The following is a 19,547-nucleotide window of genomic DNA, read 5'->3' as shown; positions in this document are numbered from 1 at the left end:
TCACCCTTTCTTTCGAAGCCGCAGCCCCGTTTTTTTCAAAATGCGAGTGGAATAGAGAATGTCTTTCTGGCGCAGCGCGTCGCCTAGAATGGCTGTGATTTCGGCGCGTTTCTCTTCCACCTCGTCAGAGGTTTCGCCATGGATCATGGCAAACAGGTTATAGGGCCAGTCGGGCAGCGCCCGGGGCCGTTCGTAGCAATGGGTCACATAAGGTAGGGCACCGATCTTCTGCCCCAACTCGGATAGATGATCATCGGCGACGTCCCAGACGCTCATCCCGTTGGCGGTCATGCCCAGCTTGTAATGGTTCGGCGCGGCGGCGATACGGCGGATCACGCTGCTTTCCTTCATGGCGGTGAGACGGGTGTGGATCTCAGCCTCATCAAGGCCAAGGATTGCCCCCAGATCGGCATAGGGCGTGGGCGACAGGGGCAGACCCGCTTGGGTCGCCTCGATGATCTTGCGGTCTGTTGCGTCGATTGTCATGCCGCCACCCGGAAGCCGATATAAAATTCTTGCAGTTTGGGGAACTGATGGACCGTCAGTCCGGTTTCCCCTTCGATCACATCTGCCATGGCCCCGATCCCCTCGGGCGTTTCACAGGCCAGAACGAACCACATGTTCAGCTGATGCTTTCGCTCATAATTATGGGCGACTTCGGGATGTGCATTGACCTTTGTCATGACATCCTCGAATTTCTCTTCCGGCACCGCCATGGCGCACAAACAAAAGGCCCCCCCCATAGCGGCGGCATCAAAAAACGGCCCAAAGCGGGTAAGTACGCCTGCGTCTTTCATGGCGCGCACACGATCCAGCACCTCGGCCTCGGTGATGCCCAGGTCTTCGGCCAGCGGCTGGAACGGGCGGTTCATCATCGGCAGGTCATCCTGCAAACGGTTGATGATCTGGCGATCGATTTGGTCCAAAGTCATGCGGGGACCTCCGTTTTGGGGGTGCGCGAAATCAGCGCCCCTTTTTGTTTGAAACAGCGGGTGGAGAAGAGCACTTTGCGGGTCACACCGGTAAGTTCCGGCAGGGTCGCGGCGTTCTCAATATTCTCCAGCGCCACATCGCGGGATTTTGCGTGGAACATGGTGTAAAGGCGCCAGGGCCAAACATCCTCGACCGGGCGGCGTTCGTAGCAGAGGGTGACACCTTTTTGCGCGGCAAGTTTGGGGCTAATCTCTCCGATTTGGTCCGCGGGCACATCCCAGACCACCATGGCGTTTGACGCCCAGCCCAGTTTGCGATGACGGACAATCACACCGAGGCGCGAGATCAGTTTTGCGTCTTGCAGGATGCGGATACGTTGAAGAACATCACCTTCATTGCGACCAAGTTCAGCGGCGAGGTCGGCATAGGGGCTGGGCGACAGCGTCATGCCGGAAGAGAGCGCAGACATGATGGGTTTATCGCCGTCTTCCAATACCGAATGATCCACCTTACGGGCGGGCGGCATGGCCTGTCCGTCGCCGGACAGTTTAAACCCAAGGTCGATGTTGAAAGGCCGCACCAGACGCAGGTCGAGCACACGAAGCCCGGTCCGTTCGCTGATGCGCGCAAGGGCTGCATCGACAAAATCGCGATCCGGGCCGGTCATCACGAACCAGATATTCCACAGATCCTCGCGCAGATATGAGTGGTTGACCCCATCCTCTTCGTTGATGAGATCGGCCACTTCTTCAATACGATCTTCAGGCGCGGCGACAGCAGCGAGGGTCGAGGCTGACACCGTGTTTGGCGCACAGGTCGCGCCGATCCGGGATATTTGCCCTTCGCCCAAGAGTCGCGTGAAGCGGGACAGGATCTCGCTTTCACCGATCTTCAGCGCATCGCCAATGGTTTGAAACGGCTGGTGCGAGAGCGGGAACTCCCGTTGCCACCCGTCCAGCAGGGCGCGATCAATGTCGTCAAACTGGTCCACGGCTCACAGCCCCGTGCGGTGCGCGCGGGCGGTGAAGAAGATACCTGAAGGGCTGTCGGCTTCGATCTCGCGCAACAGCTCAAACGTATGCGTGTCGTAGATTTTCACTTTGTTTTCATCGCGCACCGACACCCAGATTTCATTACCGCGTGGCGTGAATTCCATATGCAGCACGGCAGGGCCGGGTTTGAACTCATGCACAATCTCTTTCGACACCGAGTCGATCACTTGGATTGTGTCATTCAGCGGGTGGGCGAAGTTTACCCAAACCTGCCGTCCGTCGGGCCGTGCCATGGCAAAGACTGGCTGACCATAGGTCTTGGTGCGGGCGGTTTCTTCGAGGCTATTGGCATCGATCCAGAGAACCTCGTGGTGCCCCACGGCAGGCAGCACAAATTCAGCTCCTGTGTGCGCCCAACCTTCGAGGTGGGGCATCTTGTAAACCGGCATTTCTTCCTGACCACGGCCATAATTCGGCAACACGCGGATCGGTTCGGGATTGTCTGCCCAGAGGTCCAGCGCGGTCAGCCCATCCTCGCCAAAAAGCCCGGTGATATAGGTGCGGCCATTGGCGGTGACCAATGCATCATAGGGATATTCCCCCATGTCGGGGATCTTGGTGATCTCGGCTTCGCCCCCCGATTTCACGGCGGACATATCGGCAATCCAGGTTTCCCCAGTGTCCCACATGGTAAATACAAATTTGCGGCCCGGTGCATCGACAAGGCCGATGGTTTTTGATCCAGTCGGCAGGTCAGCAACCAGCTCCAGCGTATCAGCGTCAAAGATCTTAACGCCGCCGGGTTCGTAATTGGATACGGCCACCAGCTTGCCATCGTCTGAAATGGCTCCGCCGATCGAATTGCCCCCTTGCACCACGCGGTTGGCAATCTTGCGCTCGACAATGTCGACTTTGGTCAGGCCACCGTCACGGCCAAACACATAGGCGTAGCGCTCATCCGGGGAATAGACGATTGAGGCGTGGCTCAGATCTCCCAACCCTTCGATCCGGGCAAGGGCTGCACGGTCGGACTGGTCGATCAGGATGACCGAGCCCTTGGCACGTTCAATCACCAGACCCAGATCGCCGGTGGCGATGGTCTTGGTGTCGGCGAGTGCCGTTGTGGTCATCAATAGGGTGAGTGCGAGCGCGGTGCGGAACGGTTTCATTGCGCGTCTCCATTCAAAAGATAAAGGGCGATCCACTGAGCTTCCTCTTGGGTGATGAGGGGGCGCCAAGGGGGCATTGGGGTGTCGGGGATCCCATCAAGGATCACGGTTTCAAGGATGTCCGGTTCGTAATGGGTGAGAGTCTCCGGACGGATGTCAGGACCCAGACCGCCTTTGAGCGTCAGCCCGTGGCATGATCCGCAGTCCTGATGCACGAGGCGCTTCAGCTCCTCGGTATCAAGCCCCTCACCGACTGGCATACCGTCCGCCAGTGCGGTCGAGGGGGAAAACGCCGCCCAACCCGCTATAGCTAAAGCGGGTAATAAGGAGAGAAGGGGCAGCGTGCTAGCCATGGGCAGACGCCTTTTCAAGTTCTGCCTGCTGGGCCTGATATACGGACACCACTTTGCCGATGATGAACAGCGTCGGCGGCTTAAGCCCTGCCTCGCGCGCTTCCTGTGCCACGCGGTCAAGCGTGGATACCATGCGGCGCTCATGAGGCGTGGTGGCGCGCGAAATGGCAAAAACGGGGGTGGAGGGATCCAGCCCTTCGGTCATCAGCCCAACGGCAATCTGGCCGATATTGGCAACCCCCATATAGACCACCAGTGTGGTCATCGGGTCGGCCAGTCGTTTCCAGTCGAGATCGAGTTTCTCGTCGCGCGCACGGTGGCCGGTCACATATTGCACACCGGTCGCAAGGTCGCGGTGGGTCAATGGCACACCCGAAATAGATGCAGCACCTTGGGCCGCCGTGATGCCGGGGACATATTCTGCCTCAACACCTTCTGCGCTCAAATCAGCCGCTTCTTCCGATCCGCGGCCAAAAATCAGCGGGTCGCCGCCTTTGATCCGGGCCACATTGTTGCCCGCCTTGGCTTCGCGCACGAGGATGGCGTTGATCTGGTCCTGCGGCACTGGATGATTATGCGCGGATTTGCCGACAAAAATCATTTTGGCGTCTTTGGGGGCCATGGCCACGATCTCATCCGAGACCAGCCGGTCATAGACCACAACATCGGCCTCTTTCAAAAGGCGCACAGCCTTCATTGTCATAAGCTCCGGGTCGCCGGGCCCTGCGCCGATGAGGTAAACTTTGCCGGTCATATCTTGGTCTCGCTCGTCCTGTAGATGGCTGGACGCCGGACCCTCTCCGGTTTGGACGACAAGGCTGCCCGCGGGTGGGGGTGAGGGGCAGCGATGAGAACGGAGCCGTTGAGGGCCAGACTTTTATGACCCCAGATTTAACGGCTTGCAGGTGTGATTCCTTGACATGTGTTAAGGTGGGCCAGTTTTTGGACCGACCTACCTATTTAACAGTGAAATAATTTTAATGCTGGATCAGTTCTCCACCGTGTCCACGGTGATGCGGCTGATCATCTCTTGGGTTTCCCAGTGGGGGCCGCAGAGAATCTCTTGCGGGCCATCTGTGAGGAAAGTGAACTCGATGAATTCTTCGGGGAAGGCGCGATCACTTTCGGGGGTTCCCGAATCTTTCACGATCACCGAATGGCTGGTGCGCTTGTCAACATTGACCCAGCGAACAGTTGTACCCAGCGGCACGGTGAGCTCGGCAGGGCAGAAGCTGTATTTGTACATGGTGACAACCGTCACGCCCTCTTCTTCAGACGAAGGGTGGCCAAACAGTTCCACATAACGCTCTTCTGCTTCTGCGCAGAGCTTGGTTTTGTCATCATCCGTTGCCAGCGCCGGGAAAGCCACCGCGCAGGCAATGAGAAAAGCGGGAAGGGTCTTAGTGATCTGCATCATATTTACTCCTGAATATCTCGAAGGTGGGTGGCGGTCCTTCGGTCAACTCTGTTCCGTAGTCATTCGCGCGTCTCCGGATCCCAATTACAGGAATAAACCGTAGAGGGCTTTGCTTCAATGAAAACGGGCCCCGCGTGAAGCGGGGCCCGGATTGTGGCCGAAAGGGGGGACGGCCAACCCTCTGGGGGTTTCTATTATTGACCAACCACGTTGATCTGAGCGTCGGCGCTGTCCAGTGCCATGCTGGTGTTCAGCGTGACATGGTGGAAGCGGGCGGATGCAAAGTCGTCATGGATAGCGAAACCAACCGTGTAGGTCTTGCCCGGTTCCAGAGCGACATCACCAGCGCCACCTGCCAGCGGACGGGCGAATGTCACGGTCCACATGCCTGCCGACAGTTTGGCCGAACCGGAGATCTCACCTTCGTTCTGCACACGGCGTTCCAACAGATATCCATTGGTTGCCGAACCATCAGCATAGACGCGCATCAGGTCCATGAAGGTGCCATCGGCAAGCATCTGCTCGATTTCTTCCGGCGACTTCATCTGGTCCCAACCACCCTGGGCTTTGCCACGGCGACCTTTGATTTCGATCTTGGTGCGGCTTTCCGACAGGTACTTTGTGATCGATCCTTGGGCTTGCAGCTGCGCGGCCACGGCATCATTTGCGGCGATCGCTTCGGATCCCGGATCAAACGGCATATAGGTGTTGTCTGCGTGGCATGTTGCCCAGCAGCCAGCCTGTTCACCAAGTTCGATGCCGGTGCCCGTGATCATCATGGCAACCTTGACCTGATTGTCCGGGTCCATCTTGCCACCGTCCACAAAGGGAGCGGGGCTGTGGCCGTTATCTGCCCAGCTGAGTTGGACATAGAGGTTGTCCGCGTCATGAGCCGCTTTCAGCGTCGCTCCGATGATGCCCGGTTTGCCGGGGATTGGGGTCGGTTCAAGATCATCATCTTTACCGCCACCACCTGCGACCACCTTACCACCAATCGCTTCAAGCTCTTTGGCGTGGCAGGTTGTACAGGCGTCGCCGCCTTTGGTCAGCGGACGAGCGCCACCGTGCTGCTTGCCGTTTTGCACCCATTCAAACGAAGCTTGACCCGGGTAGAACAGGGTCAGGTCTGTTGAGGGAACTGCATTCCAGTCGACACCCGGTGCAACATCCGCGCCAGCGTCTGCGGCAGGGGCCGCACCAGAGGCCTTGGCCTGTTCTTCAGCAATCGCAGCGTTAACAGCCGCAGCGATGCGCGCTTGCAAGGCTTCTTGCTCGGCCGCTTTTGCAGCTTTTGCAGCCTCGGCTTCCTCAGCTTCCCTAGCCTCTACGCGAGCAAGACTATCAAGATACTCTTGTGGAATTTCGCGGATGAAATTCGGGTTCGGTGCTTCAAGTGTTTCAAGATACTCATCTTCCGCCCGATCACGAACGTTCTTGTGGGCAATACCCTTGTGGCAGTCGATGCAGGTCTGACCAACTTTCATCGCGTTCAAGTGTTGTTGACGTGCCCGCGGTTTCTGGAACTCCGGCATCATCGATTCGAAGTCGTGACAGTTACGGCATTCAATCGAATCCGTACGCTTCATCCGCTCCCATTCATTCATCGCCAGATGCAGGCGTTTGGCGTCAAACCGTTCGGGGGTTGAGATTGTCCCGGTCAGTTTGCCCCAAACCTCGCGTGAGGCTTTGATCTTGCGGATAATCTTATGGGTCCAATCCTTCGGCACGTGGCAATCTGAGCAGACTGCGCCCACACCAGATCGGTTCACGTCGTGGATGGTGCCCTTGTATTCTTCATATACGTAATCTTCCATCTCGTGACATGAGACGCAGAAGGGCATCGTGTTGGTGGCTTCCATGGCGGTGTTGAAACCACCCCAGAAGATGATCCCGGCTACAAAGATGCCAGCGATCCCGGCAACGGGCATTCCCCAAAGGAAATAGCGTCGCCAAATTGGCTTTTTCGGTTCAGCACCGTTGGTCTGGGTCATGTCCCGGCTCCGTTCTGGCTGCGTTTGGCTTTTTGGGCACTTCGTCCGTGCCATAAGAAAAGGGGCGGGCGTTATGCCCGCCCCTTTATAGGCTCGCCCCTTTGGGCGATGTCTTGACTTAGGTCACGTGGTTCGAACGGTTGTAGACGTTGAACTTACCGGTCGGAGCATAGAGCCCTTTCACGCGGCCGATCTCTTCGAGGGTCTTGGCGTCATAGATAACCATTTCGCCATTCGGCTCTTTCGAAGAAGCGCGGTTCCATTTCGAAACCCAAACTTCGGTACCATCTTTGTTGAACTCGAAGTGTACAGCAACGTTGCCTTCTTCTTCGGTGATCTGGATGGTTTTCACGATTTCACCGGTCTCTTTCGAGATGACCTGAACCGACTGCTGAACTTCAACTTCCGGGTGCTTGGTTTGGTCAGCCCAGATGTAGTCAGAATTCGGGTGAGTCCGGATGAACAGGCCTGCACCATCGGTTTCAACTTCGTAGCAAGTTTTCCACGCGTTGTCCGGGTTGCCTTCAGGGTCGTTACCCCAAACAGTCACGGTGCCTTCGCCGAGGTGGGTGGTACCAGCCACCGGACCACAGTTCGGGTCGTTCCAGTTTGCGCCCGGGCCGGGGTGCGGCAGCGGTGCGGTGTCGATCATGGCTTCCAGTTTGTGGGTTTTGGTGTCCACAACAACCATTTTGTTCGATGCGTTTGCAGCGATCTGGAAGTAACGACCGGTTGGGTCAAAGAAGCCATCGTGCAGGAACTTGGCCGAGTTGATCTTGTCGATGCGCAGGTTGTCCAGATCAGAGTAGTCGACCTGCCACAGCTGGCCCAGCTCTTTCACCGCGACGATCCAGGTCGGCTCGTTCGGGGTGGTGTAGATGGCAGCAACACGTGCTTCTTCCACATAGTCACCGTCGACGTTCACACCGCGGGTTGAAACAACTTTCAGCGGTTCCATGGTCATTGCATCAACAATGGCGAAGTGCGGAGGCCAGTAGGCGCCACCGATCACGTATTTGCCGTCGCCGGACACAGCCACGTCACGGGCGTCATAGCCAATGGTGACTTCGGAAACCAGCATCTTATCCGGCGTCTGCCAGAGGTCGATTTTGGTCATCTTGCCGTCGCGGCCCATGGTGTACCAGAAGCGACCCGGGTTTTCCGGCTCTTCCAGTTTATGGTGCTCAGAGGCTTTCAGAACGTGCACAGCATAACCGGTCGGGATGTGTGCCAGAACTTCTTTGGTGTCGCCGTCGATCACGGCCACTTTACCTACGTCACGCTCGATGACGACGAAGAAGTTTTCCCAGTTGCGGCCGTGCAGCGGCTCGGTCGGGTAGTCAGCTTCTTCAACATAGACCTTGCGGGTCTCTTTCATCTGAGCCAGCGACATTTCTGGCGGCTTCGGCGGATCCATCTGGATGTAGGTCGCCATGTCTTTGATTTCCTGCTCGGTCATGATGTCCGAGAAGTTGTTCATACCGCCTTCGGTACCCCAAGAGATGATTTTCTCAAGGCGTTCCTGGCCGAGTTTCAACGTACCGCTTTCAGTTACGGTGCCGTCGGCATTTTTCTTTTTCACAACTGGCTCGAGGCTCTTACCGGTTGCGCCTTTGCGCAGCACGCCGTGACAACCGGCGCAGCGTTCAAAGTAAAGTTGTTTCGAAGCTTCGAAGGCTTCTTCGCTCAAGGTGGGACCTTCGGCAGCAGCCGGCAGAGCGACGCTGCCGAGCAGAAGTGCGAAACCAATCCCTAGCGTGTGACGTGTTTTATTATAGGTGATTCCAAGTGACATGATCACTCTCCGTTTGCTTGGTGAGGCAGGGGAAAGATGGGCGTGGACGGGCTGGCGAGTCTTGACATATGTCAACGGATCTAACGAAAAATTGACCTTCTGAGAGGACAGGTGGATTTCGTGTCTTATTAATACCCGATTAAAATGCACCACTAATTTTTTAAGATGATGTTTAAGGCACTCACCCCTTGAGGGATCAGCGGGGCCGGCCTCATCTTTTGCGATAAATGCACAGAAACTGCGACAATCTTGACTTTCGTTAAGAACGTGCCGGTGAATCGCCGCCATTCTGCCTCTAACCCGCAACGGATCGCACATGTGTATTGTGCGGTTCCAACCCAGGAGGATTTTATGGGGTCACCCCGGCATCGTGCCCGAGTTCGAGGCTGTAAAGCCCGGCGCTCAGGAGATCTGTGCCTGCCCCCCCCCGTTCGCTATTTCGAACCCCCCGACACTCTCTGCTCTCCAGCGACTTCGACCTCCCACATCGCAATCGCGAAATCGAGTATTTCGAGCGTGCTCGCGGGTTTGGCGCCAGCCGGCGGCGTCCCTTGTCCGGCTGGTGCCACCAGTTTACCCGTCCCAAAAAGCGGGTTTGTCGCAACGCGAAATTGCGGCCTCGACGTTTCCACTCCTGCTGTCTTTGGGTGAGGCCAGCAGACCTCGGGAACGAACATGTGCAACTGTCTCGTGAAGGAACGGTCACGGGCGATCCGCACATACTGCCAGCCGTCTAATTGCACGTAACCCGTGCAGAATGAGGCCGCTGCCGACCCTGTGTCGGTAGGCGGCTGGCTCTTTCCTACAAGGTACTTAGGTTCAACAGGTGGATCAACGCAGCGCCTGCGCGACTATGTCCGCCACAACATCAAGCGATTCTCCGACATGATGTGGGGCGACACCCAGCCGCTCCATCGGGAGCCCATATCGGTTGAGCCATGTTGTGTGATATCCAAACCATGTGGCGCCGCAGATATCCCAGCAGTTCGAAGAGACAAACAGAATTTCGGAGGCATTTACACCAAACGCATCCGGTCCCAGCTGATAGGCTTCGGGCGCTGTCTTGTATTTCCCAACGGTTTCAACACTCAGCAAGTGGTCGAAAAAACCATCAAGACCCGATGATTTAACCGCACTTTCAAGCATGGCGGGCGTGCCATTTGAGAGGATCGCCATAGGGATCCCCATCCTTTTCAAGCGTGATAATACGGCTTGGTTTTCATCAAATGCTCTAAGTTGAGCGTATTGATCCATCAGTGCGGCCTGCTTGCCCTCTGTCAGATCAAGCCGATGCAGCGCAGCAGCATAATCCAGAGCATCTTTTGTGACTTGCCAGAAGTCTGCGTGTTGATCACACAAAGTCCTCAGGCGTGTGTATTCGATCTGCTTGTCACGCCAAGTTACGGCCAAGGCCGACCCTTTCCCCGGAAAGAATTCATCCGCCAATGCCCCAACAGAATACACGTCAAACAGGGTGCCATAGGCGTCAAATGCGATTGCGCAAATTGGGTCGGGCATCTGGGTCTCCGTGCTTTGCGGTAGAAAAAAACTTGGGTGTCACACCACTAAAGCGTGACGACATGTCTGCGTAAAGGGTTGGGCGATCACAGTTTCGCTGGGGAGTCGGGGCAAATACGTAACGTCGTGTCCCACTCCCGGCACTTTCTTGTCAGGTCGGGGGAAAGGGGGGCATCGGTGTAAAAGTTGTGAATCTGTTCTAAAGATCCAATGCGTGCCGGGGCGCTGCGCTGAAACTTGGTCTGATCTGCCACCAGAAACGCCTGACGTGCCCTGGTGATGATGCTGCGGCTAACATTCACTTCCTGCAGGTCAAAATCCAACATGTCTCCGGCCTCATCAAGGGCCGAGCAACTGGTGATCGTATAGTCAAACTTGAACTGCTCAATTGCGCTGACCGTCAGATTGCCAACCAGCCCCCCGTCAGATCGGCGTAGGATCCCGCCCGCTACAATGACCTCGCAGTCTTCATTGGCGAGCAGGATATTGGCCACATTCAGATTGCTGGTCACAACCAGAAGGTTACGATGGGACAGCAATTCACGGGCTACAGCTTCGGCAGTGGTGCCGATATGAATGAAGACTGACGCGCCATCAGGGATGTCTGCCGCGCAGGCCCGTGCAATGTGGGTCTTGGCCTCTTCCTGCAATGCACGACGATCTTCATACCCGATATTGGTCACACCAGATCGCAACACCGCGCCACCATGAACCCGGTCCAGCTTACCAGCGTCTGACAACTCGCTCAGATCGCGGCGAATGGTCTGGACGGTTACGCCAAACCGCTCAGACAGACCATCCACGGTCACGCGCCCTTCGCTGCGGGCGATCTCCAGAATGTCGGATTGGCGGAAGGAGAGGGACATGTTCGACGCTTTCATCAATGGGCCCCGATCTGGGCCTTCCGCGCCACTTTGCGCGAATGTTCGTTTTTTTTCAAGTTTGCCAATATGGCGCGATCCGTGAGGTCTGATTCCTGCAATCGCGCAGATGTTTGTCTTAATTTCTGCGGAAATACCCGATGGATGGGGGTGACAACTCCCTGAAAATGCGGGTTTTCCGCAAAAACGAAAAAATAAGAGTGAAAAGGGTGGAAATTCGCGCATAATTGAGCATAAGTGTCGGCAATACGAAAGCACCGATGCAATGTCAGATGGAATTGGAAACTGCGATGAGCGCCCGGCACCCCTCACCTGCGCATGAAATGTGCGACCTCTTCATTATCGGAGGGGGGATCAATGGCTGCGGCATTGCCCGTGATGCGTCCGGGCGCGGCCTGTCGGTTGAGCTTGCCGAGAAACACGACCTCGCGTCTGCCACGTCTTCCGCGTCAACCAAGCTGTTTCATGGTGGGTTGCGATATCTCGAATATCTCGAAGTACGATTGGTCCGCGAGGCGTTGGTCGAGCGCGAAACCCTGCTCCGCGCCATGCCCCATATCTCGTGGCCGATGCGTTTTGTGCTGCCTTATCACAAGGACATGCGCTTCGATGCCGAAACTCCGGTCTCGCGCTTTCTGAGCTATCTCATGCCATGGATGAAAGGCCGCCGCCCCGGTTGGCTGATCCGGGCGGGGCTTTTTCTTTATGATCACCTTGGTGGGCGCAAAATCTTGCCCGGCACCTCTTCGGTTGATCTCGTTACCGCACCTGAAGGGGCACCGCTTCAGGATCGGTTCCAGAAGGCGTTTGAATATTCCGATTGCTGGGTCGAAGATGCCCGGCTTGTGGTGCTCAATGCCCGTGACGCCGAAGCGCGAGGTGCAAGGATCCACGTACGGACCGAAGTCCTGTCTGCCGCGCGCAAAGAGGATTTCTGGGAGATCACCCTGCGCGACGCAAATACGGGCGCAACTCGCCAGACACGCGCGCGGATGCTGGTCAACGCTGGTGGCCCGTGGGTCGGCGACATCATCCAATCGCGCATCCACATCCCCTCAACAGAAGGCGTGCGACTGGTGCGCGGCAGCCATATCGTGACCAAGCGGCTGTTTGATCACGACAAATGCTATTTCTTTCAAGGCGAAGACGGGCGGATCATATTTGCGATCCCCTATGAAACGGATTTCACCTTGATAGGCACCACGGATCAGGATCATCCAGATCCGTCGACCTCTCCGGTCTGCACCGAAGAAGAGCAGGATTATCTCTGTGCGTTTGCGTCGAAATATTTCAAACAGACGATCACCCGCGCTGATGTTGTCTGGACCTATTCCGGCGTGCGCCCGCTTTATGATGACGGGGCCAGCAGTGCCACCGCCGCCACGCGGGACTATGTCCTGAAACTGGATGATGCCGAGGGCGCACCGGTGCTCAATGTCTTTGGCGGCAAGATCACCACCTACCGCCGACTGGCGGAAAGCGCGATGGAAAAGCTCGCCAAGCATTTGCCTGACCTGCCCCCAAAATGGACGGCGGGTGTGCCTTTGCCCGGAGGAGACTTTCCGGTTGATCAGGTCGAGGAATTGATCGGACGCCTGAAGGGTGACTATCTTTTCCTCACGGGTCGTTGGGCCAAACGCTTGATCCGAGCCTATGGGACCGATGCCTGGACTGTACTTGGGGATGCGAAAGACGTGTCTGACCTTGGTGAAGATTTCGGGGTAACGCTAAGCGCTCGTGAAGTGGAGTGGCTGATGGACAGCGAATTTTCCCGCAGGGCCGAAGACATTGTCTGGCGCCGCAACAAATTGGGCCTGCGCATGAGCAAAGAACAAATCGCTGCGCTGGATGAATGGATGCGTGCGCGTGCCGCTGAGGTCATTCGGGCACAATGAGGGCTTCGGATCTGACGCAATTCAATATAGAGATCAGATATCTCAATATTATCGGGGGACTGCATGACACATATTCTCGCCATTGATCAGGGTACAACCTCATCCCGCGCCATCCTGTTTGATGCAGAAATGAAGATTGTGTCGGTTGCGCAGGAAGAGTTCGCGCAACACTATCCTGCCTCCGGTTGGGTCGAGCATGATCCGTCAGACCTGTGGAACACCACGGTACGCACCTGCCAAGAGGCAACGGAAAAATCTGGGGTGGATGTGGCTAAGATCACCGCCATTGGCATCACCAATCAGCGTGAAACCACCATTGTTTGGGATAAGAGCTCCGGCGCGCCTGTGTACAATGCCATTGTCTGGCAAGACCGCCGCACCGCCGCAACCTGTCAGGTGTTGCGTGACGCAGGTCACGAAGAGATGGTCACGGATCGTACTGGTCTGCTGCTCGACCCCTATTTCTCCGGCACCAAACTGGCTTGGATCCTCGACAATGTAGATGGTGTCCGCGCCCGGGCCGAGGCAGGCGAGCTTCTGTTTGGCACCGTGGATTGTTACCTGATCTGGAAGCTGACCGGTGGCAAGGTGCACGCAACCGATGCCACCAACGCTGCCCGCACCCTGCTTTATGATATTCGCAAAGGGCGTTGGAGCCAGACCATCTGTGATCTGCTCAATATCCCCCTGGGGATGCTGCCCGAGGTCAAGGACAGTGCTGATGATTTCGGACGGGCCGGTGCCGATCTTCTGGGGCGCGAAGTCCCGATCCTTGGTGTGGCAGGTGACCAGCAGGCGGCCTCGGTCGGGCAGGCCTGTTTTGAACCCGGCATGATGAAATCGACCTATGGCACCGGCTGCTTTGCGCTTCTGAACACAGGCGATGCCCCAGTGCGGTCGCAAAACCGGTTGCTCACCACTATCGCCTATCAGCTTGATGGCAAGCCGACCTATGCGCTTGAAGGCTCAATCTTTGTGGCTGGAGCCGTGGTGCAATGGCTGCGTGACGGGGTGAAGTTGATTGAGAACGCAGGCGAGACACAAGCCTTGGCTGAGGCCGCAGACCCGGCGCAAGATGTGGTTCTGGTCCCGGCATTTGTCGGCCTTGGCGCACCCTATTGGAACGCGGAATGCCGCGGTGCGATCTATGGTTTGACCCGCAATTCGGGCGCGGCTGAACTGTCGCGCGCGGCGCTTGAAAGTGTGGGCTACCAGACCCGCGATCTGCTTGAGGCGATGCAAGCCGACTGGGCCGCAGGAGGAGAGGGCGAGCAGGTGTTGCGCGTCGATGGCGGAATGAGCGCCTCAGACTGGACCATGCAATTCCTGTCCGACATCATCGACGCACCAGTTGATCGCCCCAATGTGCTTGAAACCACTGCGCTGGGCGCGGCGTGGCTTGCCGGGATGAAAGCCGGGATCTACCCGGATCAGCAGGGCTTTGCGAAGAACTGGAACCTTGATCGCCGCTTTGCACCAGATATGGCTGACGCTGATCGTGACGAGAAATACGCCCGCTGGAAACGCGCGGTTTCAGCCACATTGGCGGTTTGATGGTTCTCTGAAGCAATCAATGCCGACCAAATGGTAATTGTGATTCAATTGTCGTGTATTTCTGCCCCAATGTCGGCTGCGCGGACGAAGCGCTATTTCGCTGCACGAGGCCGAATGTCGGCTTAGCCAGTAGTTCTGTCGTGTCAGCGGTGACTGTGGCGTCGATCAGATGTACCAAGTTCGAATGACCGAATCCGGCTATGAAACAACCTGGCAATGCCGGTCACAGGCACCCCAGTTTCGAACAGCTTTGGGTGGCAATGGGAATTCAATCTGCAAGTCGACTTCACACCCCAATCAACGGAAGCAAAGCCAACCCCAAGAAAGCAAGGAAGTTTAGCCTGTCAAGCCGCCTGAGCTTTATCGCTATTTAGGGTAAAGTGGCGGTGCTGTCAGACGAATTCGAACTAGTGTCAGCTTGGACAGCATCACTGCCCTTTATGCCACACAAAGACCGCGCCACTCGGCAAGAGCGACGGTTCGGTTGAGCTTGAAATGTTCACGTTTCGATAGGTTGCGATCCTGATTGAAGTGGTTGAATACGGAGGCATGGACGGAGATGAATTTCTGCAGACTTCGTATGCGGCGAAAGCGTGACATGGCTCGTTCTCGTCGTCGGAAGGGGAGGTGCGAATTCTCAATCCGGTTGTTCAGATAGCGGCCGGTTGCCTGCTTGTCAGCATTGCCAATCTCCCGCATAGCGGCCCCATAAGATCGAAGACGATCTGTTACGATCAACTTGGGTCGCCGTATCGTTTCATCGAATTTTTCAGAAACTCAAGGGCTGCGCGCTTGTCTCGGCGCTTCGTGACATAACTTTCTAGGATCTCTCCTTCGTGATCCACAGCACGCCAGAGGTAGTGCCGTTCTCCATTGATCTTCACGAACACCCTCTCGAACATGCACGCATGCTCTTCCGGGCAACGCCATCATCCAGGCGCCACTGCCATCGTGAGAAAGTGCGGAGTTGTTAGATCCGTTGTTTCCGGACTTCAGAGGCAAACAATGGACCAAACCGGTTTCACCAAAAGCGGATAGTTTCGTGGCTTACATCGACACCGCGCTCGTGGAGAAGATCTTCAACGTTGCGTAGGGAAAGTGGAAAGCGCACGTAGAGCGTCACCGCAAGGCGGATGATCTCAGGGCTGGTTTTAAATTAGCAGAAAGGTGGTGGTTTGGGCATGGCTGAACGCTAGATTAGCGCCTTGCCCGTCTCAAGCGATTTCCTCTGACAAAACCCTGTGCACGGCCCATGGGTATGCTGGACCACGCTTACTCAGTTTTCAGTTTTCCGCGAATGGGCGGTGATGACGCTTTGGTGGGGCCTGTCTAAACGACCTTGTTGCAAGCCTTGACTTCCCCAATCTGGATAGCCTTCCGAGCAGACGGCCATCAAGAGTGACAAGCGCTAGCAAGATCAGTGTGAGGCCAGCAAATTGCGAGGTGCCAGTGGGCTCGTGCAGGGCAAAGGCACCTATTGTAATCGCAGATACCGGCGCGACGAACGTCACCAAAGATAGGTTGGTTGCCCCGACGCGGGGTAAAATTGTGAACATCATCAGAAATGGTAGCGTCGTCAGGCCGATCCCAAAAAAAGCCACGCTGTTCAGGACACTCGGATCTGTTGCGTGGGGCACGCCGTCAGTGACAAGAGCAAACGGTGTTATAAGGAACGCACCTCCCGTCATCGCCCATGTGGTTGTGACGACGGGATCGATCGATTTTAGCTTGGTGACTATGTTCAACCCGACCGCATAGCTGAGCGGGGCGGTCATTGCTAACAGGGCGAACCGCCAATCGGATATCCCGATCTCAGGGCCGCCAGTCATCAGAATAACGGTTCCCACCATCCCGAGACCAACCCCGATTGATTTCCGAAGCGTTGCCTTTTCTCCGCCGATCCAGAAGTGCGATACGATCACCACCATAACTGGGGTCATTGCATTGGCAATTCCTGCGACCGAGGATGTGATCTGACCCTGTGCAAGTGGCAAGACTGCAAAAGGCATAGCAAATTGGAAGAATCCAAATGCAACCACCGCAATTAACGTGCTGAGATCCAAACGCATTGGTTTACGAGACGCGATTGCCCAAGCCCAGCAGCCCACTGCGCCCACACAAACCCGCAGCATTGAAATGGAGAGAGGGCCGAACTCATCCAGAAGCACCTCATTTAAAGCAAACGATGCGCCAAAAATCGTTCCGATCATGGCAATCAAGGCCCAGTGAAGAAGAGACATTTGTTCGATCCTTTCGTGATCTAGTGTCAATGATTTGATGGTCCTTAGCGCTATCGGGGATGAAGCCATTTGGGCAGGAAGCTGTAGGCGTCGCCGATGTCGTCATGGCGAACTGCTACACCGACCCGTTTCAGCTTGTCGGCAAGCGATCCGTCGTTGATTGCGTCGAACGTCTCGGTTGCGCCGCCGATATGTGTGCCGTTGACGAAAATCTGGGGAATTGTCAGGCTGCCGGTCTTCACAAGCAGTGCCGCGCGCACTTTGGATGCAAATTCCGTTCCGCCAGAGAACTCCACGGAGTCCAGATCGACCGATCTGTAGCTGATACCTGCGGCTGCAAACAGCTTGCGCACCGACCAGCAGAATTCGCACCATTCCAGCGCAAATATGACAACCGGCTCTTTGGTGTCGCGAACTGCTTCTTCAACGAAAGCCTTGGCTCTCTCGTCGACCTCTGGTGCCGCTGCAGTGGGCGCGGACGCCGAAGGTGCTGATGCTTGTGGCTGACCAAAGCGAAATCCGGGCGAGGAGGCCGATATCGCCAATTCGTCAACAGACATGTCTTCGGCGATGTCTTCGAACAACGGCGTCGATAGATAGCGCTCCCCGGTGTCGGGGATCATGGCCAGTATCCTAGAACCTGCAGGAGCGCTTTCGGCGATCTTCAAAGCAGCGGCCAGAGTTGCACCACTGCTGATTCCAGCAAGAATGCCCTCGCGCACCGCCAGCTCTTTTGCCAAGCGCAATGCGTCCTTACCCGAAACAGGTGCGAAATCGTCGATCAGGCCGTCGGCCAACGCCTCATAAGCCAATGGCGCGACAAAATCCGGTGACCAGCCCTGCATAAGATGGGGACGAAAGCGCGGGTGGCTTTGGCCAGGTTCAAGCTGCAGGGTGTCGCTGGCGAGTATCTGCGCGTTGTCCGGTTCAGCCACGATGATCCGCGTTTCGGGGGATTGCTGTTTGAGGATGCGCGCCACCCCCTGCAAAGTGCCCCCGGTCCCGAAGCCCGTCACCCAGTAATCAAGACCGGTCTCTTCAAAGTCAGCCAGAATTTCCCGGGCTGTCGTTTCAGCGTGAACTTTTGCATTTGCGGCGTTTTCAAACTGGCGGCTCAGAAACCAGCCATGGGTTCTGGCCAGTTCTTCTGCCTTGGACAACATGCCACTGCCCTTTTCTGAGGCCGGGGTCAGAACAACCTTGGCCCCAAGGAACCGCATCAGTTTACGCCGCTCGACCGAGAAATTCTCGGCCATCACGATGACAAGCGGATACCCTTTCTGAGCGCAGACCATTGCCAGACTGATGCCCGTATTGCCCGACGTTGCTTCGACCACGGTCTGACCGGGTTTGAGAGCACCGGATCTTTCTGCGGCCTCGATAATACCAAGCGCTGCGCGGTCTTTGACTGATCCAAGCGGGTTGAAGCTTTCAAGCTTGGCAAAAATCTCCACATCGGCCGGTCCGATGTTGTTGAGCCTGACCACCGGCGTATCACCGACTGTATCAAGGATGGATGCCCTGGGCCCGAAGCCGCGGCGGTCGCGCGTATGATCTGGTTCGGACAGCAGTTGACGTACATCACTGTGAAGGGAATTGAGAGGTGCCAGAATGTTCATGTTCTTCTCCTTTATGCAGCTTGGGCGGCGTCGGCATTTGGACCGCGCAATTCGGCGTATTCCGCCTTCATGCAAAGGTTGAGGTCACGGTGCAGAGCCTTCAGCGACGAATGGTTCCAGTTCAGCGTGGCAACTTTTTGTGTGATGTCGAATAGCCGCCTACTTTGGGCGTTGCGTTGGAGTTGATACGCCAATGGGTAGGAAGGATTGCTGCCGAGTGCCCGTGCCAAGCGATGCGCATCAAGGAAGGCATCCGTTATGCCATGAGCCGTTGCCGGATCTTTGAAATACCCGGCGTCGCCAACAAGCGCCCATCCCGGCCCAGCGCAGTCCCGCATATGGCTTGGTGCCCCGCCAAAGCGGCGCAATCGACCATCGGTTGAGCCGCGCTGCAGATGCTGGGCAAGATCTGGATCGCATTCGGCAACCACTGACTGCATCCCAGCAAGCGGATCTGGACCGAACCGGTCCTTGAAAGCGTCCCGGTGCACCGCTGCAAAGACACAGTGAGCGCCTGCGTTTGTCGGAATTGCACCGGAGTAACTGTCACGCCCAAAGAACCAGCGGTAGCCGTCGTTGGGAATTTCGTCGAAGTACCCGTAGACGACGGCAGAACGTTCCTGCCCTTCGACTTGTGTCGCGGCACCGACCGCGCTGGCCACAGTAGACTGACGACCATCCGCCCCGATCAAGACATTGCAGGATACCGACATTTGCCGTCCGTCTGCGGTGACCAAATGCGCTCCGCACACACGGCCTTGGCTATCCTTGCTGGCGGACTGGAAGCTTACTCCGGTGTGTAACTCGGCCCCAAAGGCAACTGCCTTGTCGGCAAGCAACCGGTCAAGAATGCCTCGTCGTGGAGCGTAAAATCCCTTAATGGCACCGTCTGGCTTGATATCCACCGATATCTTTTCGGCCCCGTAGTGAAAATTGGTGACACTAACCAAAGGCGTTTTTGCCTTTTCGATATCGGGCAGCACGCCCCAATCATTCAGAAGGCTAATCGCCGGACGCATCAACGCGTGGGTGGACAAAGTGTCATTTCCGGGTTCGTCACGATCTATCAGCAGCACCCGCGCACCGGCGCGCGCCAGTTCGATGCAGGTCGCGGCCCCTGCGCAGCGGGCACCGATAATGACGGCATCGTAATGGCTGTGCTTGAAAACTCTCTTGTTCATATGATTTCT

The 19,547-nt window shown here is 56.5% G+C and carries 16 protein-coding genes and 2 pseudogenes; 2 read left to right on the top strand and 16 right to left on the bottom strand.

Features of this window, described 5'->3' with window-relative positions:
* The 11 genes from ahbB (O2N63_RS01765) to O2N63_RS01715 all read right to left on the bottom strand — a co-directional run bounded on the left by ahbB (O2N63_RS01765) (position 1) and on the right by O2N63_RS01715 (position 11,034).
* Positions 1–486 carry a siroheme decarboxylase subunit beta gene (gene ahbB / locus O2N63_RS01765; RefSeq protein WP_271052372.1) on the bottom strand — a complete coding sequence of 162 codons (486 nt, stop codon included), beginning with the start codon at positions 484–486 and terminating at the stop codon, positions 1–3.
* The gene (locus O2N63_RS01760) at positions 483–932 is read right to left on the bottom strand and encodes an Lrp/AsnC family transcriptional regulator (protein ID WP_271052370.1); all 450 of its coding nucleotides are present in this window, start codon (positions 930–932) and stop codon (positions 483–485) included. Before O2N63_RS01760 ends, ahbB (O2N63_RS01765) begins: the two co-directional genes overlap by 4 nt.
* The gene (ahbB, locus tag O2N63_RS01755; protein ID WP_271052368.1) at positions 929–1,924 is read right to left on the bottom strand and encodes a siroheme decarboxylase subunit beta; all 996 of its coding nucleotides are present in this window, start codon (positions 1,922–1,924) and stop codon (positions 929–931) included. Before ahbB (O2N63_RS01755) ends, O2N63_RS01760 begins: the two co-directional genes overlap by 4 nt.
* Before the next feature lie 3 nt (positions 1,925–1,927).
* Positions 1,928–3,094: a cytochrome D1 domain-containing protein gene (locus O2N63_RS01750; protein ID WP_271052367.1), complete on the bottom strand. Its 1,167-nt coding sequence runs from the start codon at positions 3,092–3,094 to the stop codon at positions 1,928–1,930.
* The gene (locus tag O2N63_RS01745; protein ID WP_408629774.1) at positions 3,091–3,447 is read right to left on the bottom strand and encodes a c-type cytochrome; all 357 of its coding nucleotides are present in this window, start codon (positions 3,445–3,447) and stop codon (positions 3,091–3,093) included. The genes O2N63_RS01750 and O2N63_RS01745 overlap by 4 nt, the downstream gene beginning before the upstream one ends.
* Positions 3,440–4,201: a uroporphyrinogen-III C-methyltransferase gene (gene cobA / locus O2N63_RS01740; RefSeq protein ID WP_271052366.1), complete on the bottom strand. Its 762-nt coding sequence runs from the start codon at positions 4,199–4,201 to the stop codon at positions 3,440–3,442. Before cobA ends, O2N63_RS01745 begins: the two co-directional genes overlap by 8 nt.
* A 234-nt stretch (positions 4,202–4,435) precedes the next feature.
* Positions 4,436–4,864 carry a cupredoxin domain-containing protein gene (locus tag O2N63_RS01735; protein WP_271052364.1) on the bottom strand — a complete coding sequence of 143 codons (429 nt, stop codon included), beginning with the start codon at positions 4,862–4,864 and terminating at the stop codon, positions 4,436–4,438.
* 194 nt (positions 4,865–5,058) lie between these two features.
* Entirely contained in the window at positions 5,059–6,855 is a 1,797-nt protein-coding gene (locus O2N63_RS01730) for a NapC/NirT family cytochrome c (RefSeq protein WP_271052362.1), read from the bottom strand.
* A gap of 118 nt (positions 6,856–6,973) precedes the next feature.
* A complete protein-coding gene (locus O2N63_RS01725) occupies positions 6,974–8,650 on the bottom strand; it encodes a cytochrome D1 domain-containing protein (protein WP_271052360.1) in 1,677 nt (558 codons plus the stop codon).
* An 831-nt stretch (positions 8,651–9,481) separates the two neighbouring features.
* Complete coding sequence (locus tag O2N63_RS01720) at positions 9,482–10,168, bottom strand: haloacid dehalogenase type II (protein WP_271052358.1); 687 nt, start codon at positions 10,166–10,168, stop codon at positions 9,482–9,484.
* An 86-nt stretch (positions 10,169–10,254) separates the two neighbouring features.
* Positions 10,255–11,034: a DeoR/GlpR family DNA-binding transcription regulator gene (locus O2N63_RS01715; RefSeq protein ID WP_271052357.1), complete on the bottom strand. Its 780-nt coding sequence runs from the start codon at positions 11,032–11,034 to the stop codon at positions 10,255–10,257.
* A gap of 287 nt (positions 11,035–11,321) precedes the next feature.
* Between O2N63_RS01715 and glpD the strand changes: the two genes are divergently transcribed.
* Together glpD and glpK are read left to right on the top strand one after the other, a co-directional pair.
* Entirely contained in the window at positions 11,322–12,944 is a 1,623-nt protein-coding gene (gene glpD / locus O2N63_RS01710; protein WP_271052355.1) for a glycerol-3-phosphate dehydrogenase, read from the top strand.
* 63 nt (positions 12,945–13,007) lie between these two features.
* The gene (gene glpK, locus O2N63_RS01705; RefSeq protein ID WP_271052353.1) at positions 13,008–14,498 is read left to right on the top strand and encodes a glycerol kinase GlpK; all 1,491 of its coding nucleotides are present in this window, start codon (positions 13,008–13,010) and stop codon (positions 14,496–14,498) included.
* 438 nt (positions 14,499–14,936) lie between these two features.
* On the opposite strand, the pseudogene O2N63_RS01700 reads toward glpK, so the two are convergent.
* The 5 genes and pseudogenes from O2N63_RS01700 to O2N63_RS01680 form a co-directional block, all read right to left on the bottom strand.
* Positions 14,937–15,636, bottom strand: a pseudogene (locus O2N63_RS01700) (IS6 family transposase).
* A 145-nt stretch (positions 15,637–15,781) separates the two neighbouring features.
* Positions 15,782–16,738, bottom strand: a complete 957-nt coding sequence (locus O2N63_RS01695; protein WP_271052352.1) for a DMT family transporter — start codon at positions 16,736–16,738, stop codon at positions 15,782–15,784.
* Positions 16,739–16,788: 50 nt separating this feature from the next.
* Positions 16,789–17,127 (bottom strand): glutaredoxin, encoded by a 339-nt coding sequence (locus tag O2N63_RS01690; RefSeq protein WP_271052794.1) that lies wholly within the window; start codon positions 17,125–17,127, stop codon positions 16,789–16,791.
* A 120-nt stretch (positions 17,128–17,247) separates the two neighbouring features.
* Positions 17,248–18,357: pseudogene (cysK, locus tag O2N63_RS01685) on the bottom strand (cysteine synthase A); the annotation flags it as partial.
* Positions 18,358–18,368: 11 nt separating this feature from the next.
* Complete coding sequence (locus tag O2N63_RS01680; protein ID WP_271052351.1) at positions 18,369–19,538, bottom strand: NAD(P)/FAD-dependent oxidoreductase; 1,170 nt, start codon at positions 19,536–19,538, stop codon at positions 18,369–18,371.
* Positions 19,539–19,547: the final 9 nt, after the last annotated feature.

The organism is Aliiroseovarius salicola (assembly GCF_027891095.1).
Lineage (GTDB): Bacteria > Pseudomonadota > Alphaproteobacteria > Rhodobacterales > Rhodobacteraceae > Aliiroseovarius > Aliiroseovarius salicola.
The sequence above is the reverse complement of the archived record's forward strand: the minus strand, read 5'-3'. Positions and strand labels throughout refer to the sequence as shown.

Bases quoted from the DNA above. Each gene is read 5' to 3' on its own strand.
- ahbB (WP_271052372.1), bottom strand. From the start codon at position 486: ATGACAATCGACGCAACAGACCGCAAGATCATCGAGGCGACCCAAGCG.
- O2N63_RS01760 (WP_271052370.1), bottom strand. From the start codon at position 932: ATGACTTTGGACCAAATCGATCGCCAGATCATCAACCGTTTGCAGGAT.
- O2N63_RS01750 (WP_271052367.1), bottom strand. From the start codon at position 3,094: ATGAAACCGTTCCGCACCGCGCTCGCACTCACCCTATTGATGACCACA.
- O2N63_RS01745 (WP_408629774.1), bottom strand. From the start codon at position 3,447: ATGGCTAGCACGCTGCCCCTTCTCTCCTTATTACCCGCTTTAGCTATA.
- cobA (WP_271052366.1), bottom strand. From the start codon at position 4,201: ATGACCGGCAAAGTTTACCTCATCGGCGCAGGGCCCGGCGACCCGGAG.
- O2N63_RS01735 (WP_271052364.1), bottom strand. From the start codon at position 4,864: ATGATGCAGATCACTAAGACCCTTCCCGCTTTTCTCATTGCCTGCGCG.
- O2N63_RS01730 (WP_271052362.1), bottom strand. From the start codon at position 6,855: ATGACCCAGACCAACGGTGCTGAACCGAAAAAGCCAATTTGGCGACGC.
- O2N63_RS01725 (WP_271052360.1), bottom strand. From the start codon at position 8,650: ATGTCACTTGGAATCACCTATAATAAAACACGTCACACGCTAGGGATT.
- O2N63_RS01720 (WP_271052358.1), bottom strand. From the start codon at position 10,168: ATGCCCGACCCAATTTGCGCAATCGCATTTGACGCCTATGGCACCCTG.
- O2N63_RS01715 (WP_271052357.1), bottom strand. From the start codon at position 11,034: ATGTCCCTCTCCTTCCGCCAATCCGACATTCTGGAGATCGCCCGCAGC.
- glpD (WP_271052355.1), top strand. From the start codon at position 11,322: ATGGAATTGGAAACTGCGATGAGCGCCCGGCACCCCTCACCTGCGCAT.
- glpK (WP_271052353.1), top strand. From the start codon at position 13,008: ATGACACATATTCTCGCCATTGATCAGGGTACAACCTCATCCCGCGCC.
- O2N63_RS01695 (WP_271052352.1), bottom strand. From the start codon at position 16,738: ATGTCTCTTCTTCACTGGGCCTTGATTGCCATGATCGGAACGATTTTT.
- O2N63_RS01680 (WP_271052351.1), bottom strand. From the start codon at position 19,538: ATGAACAAGAGAGTTTTCAAGCACAGCCATTACGATGCCGTCATTATC.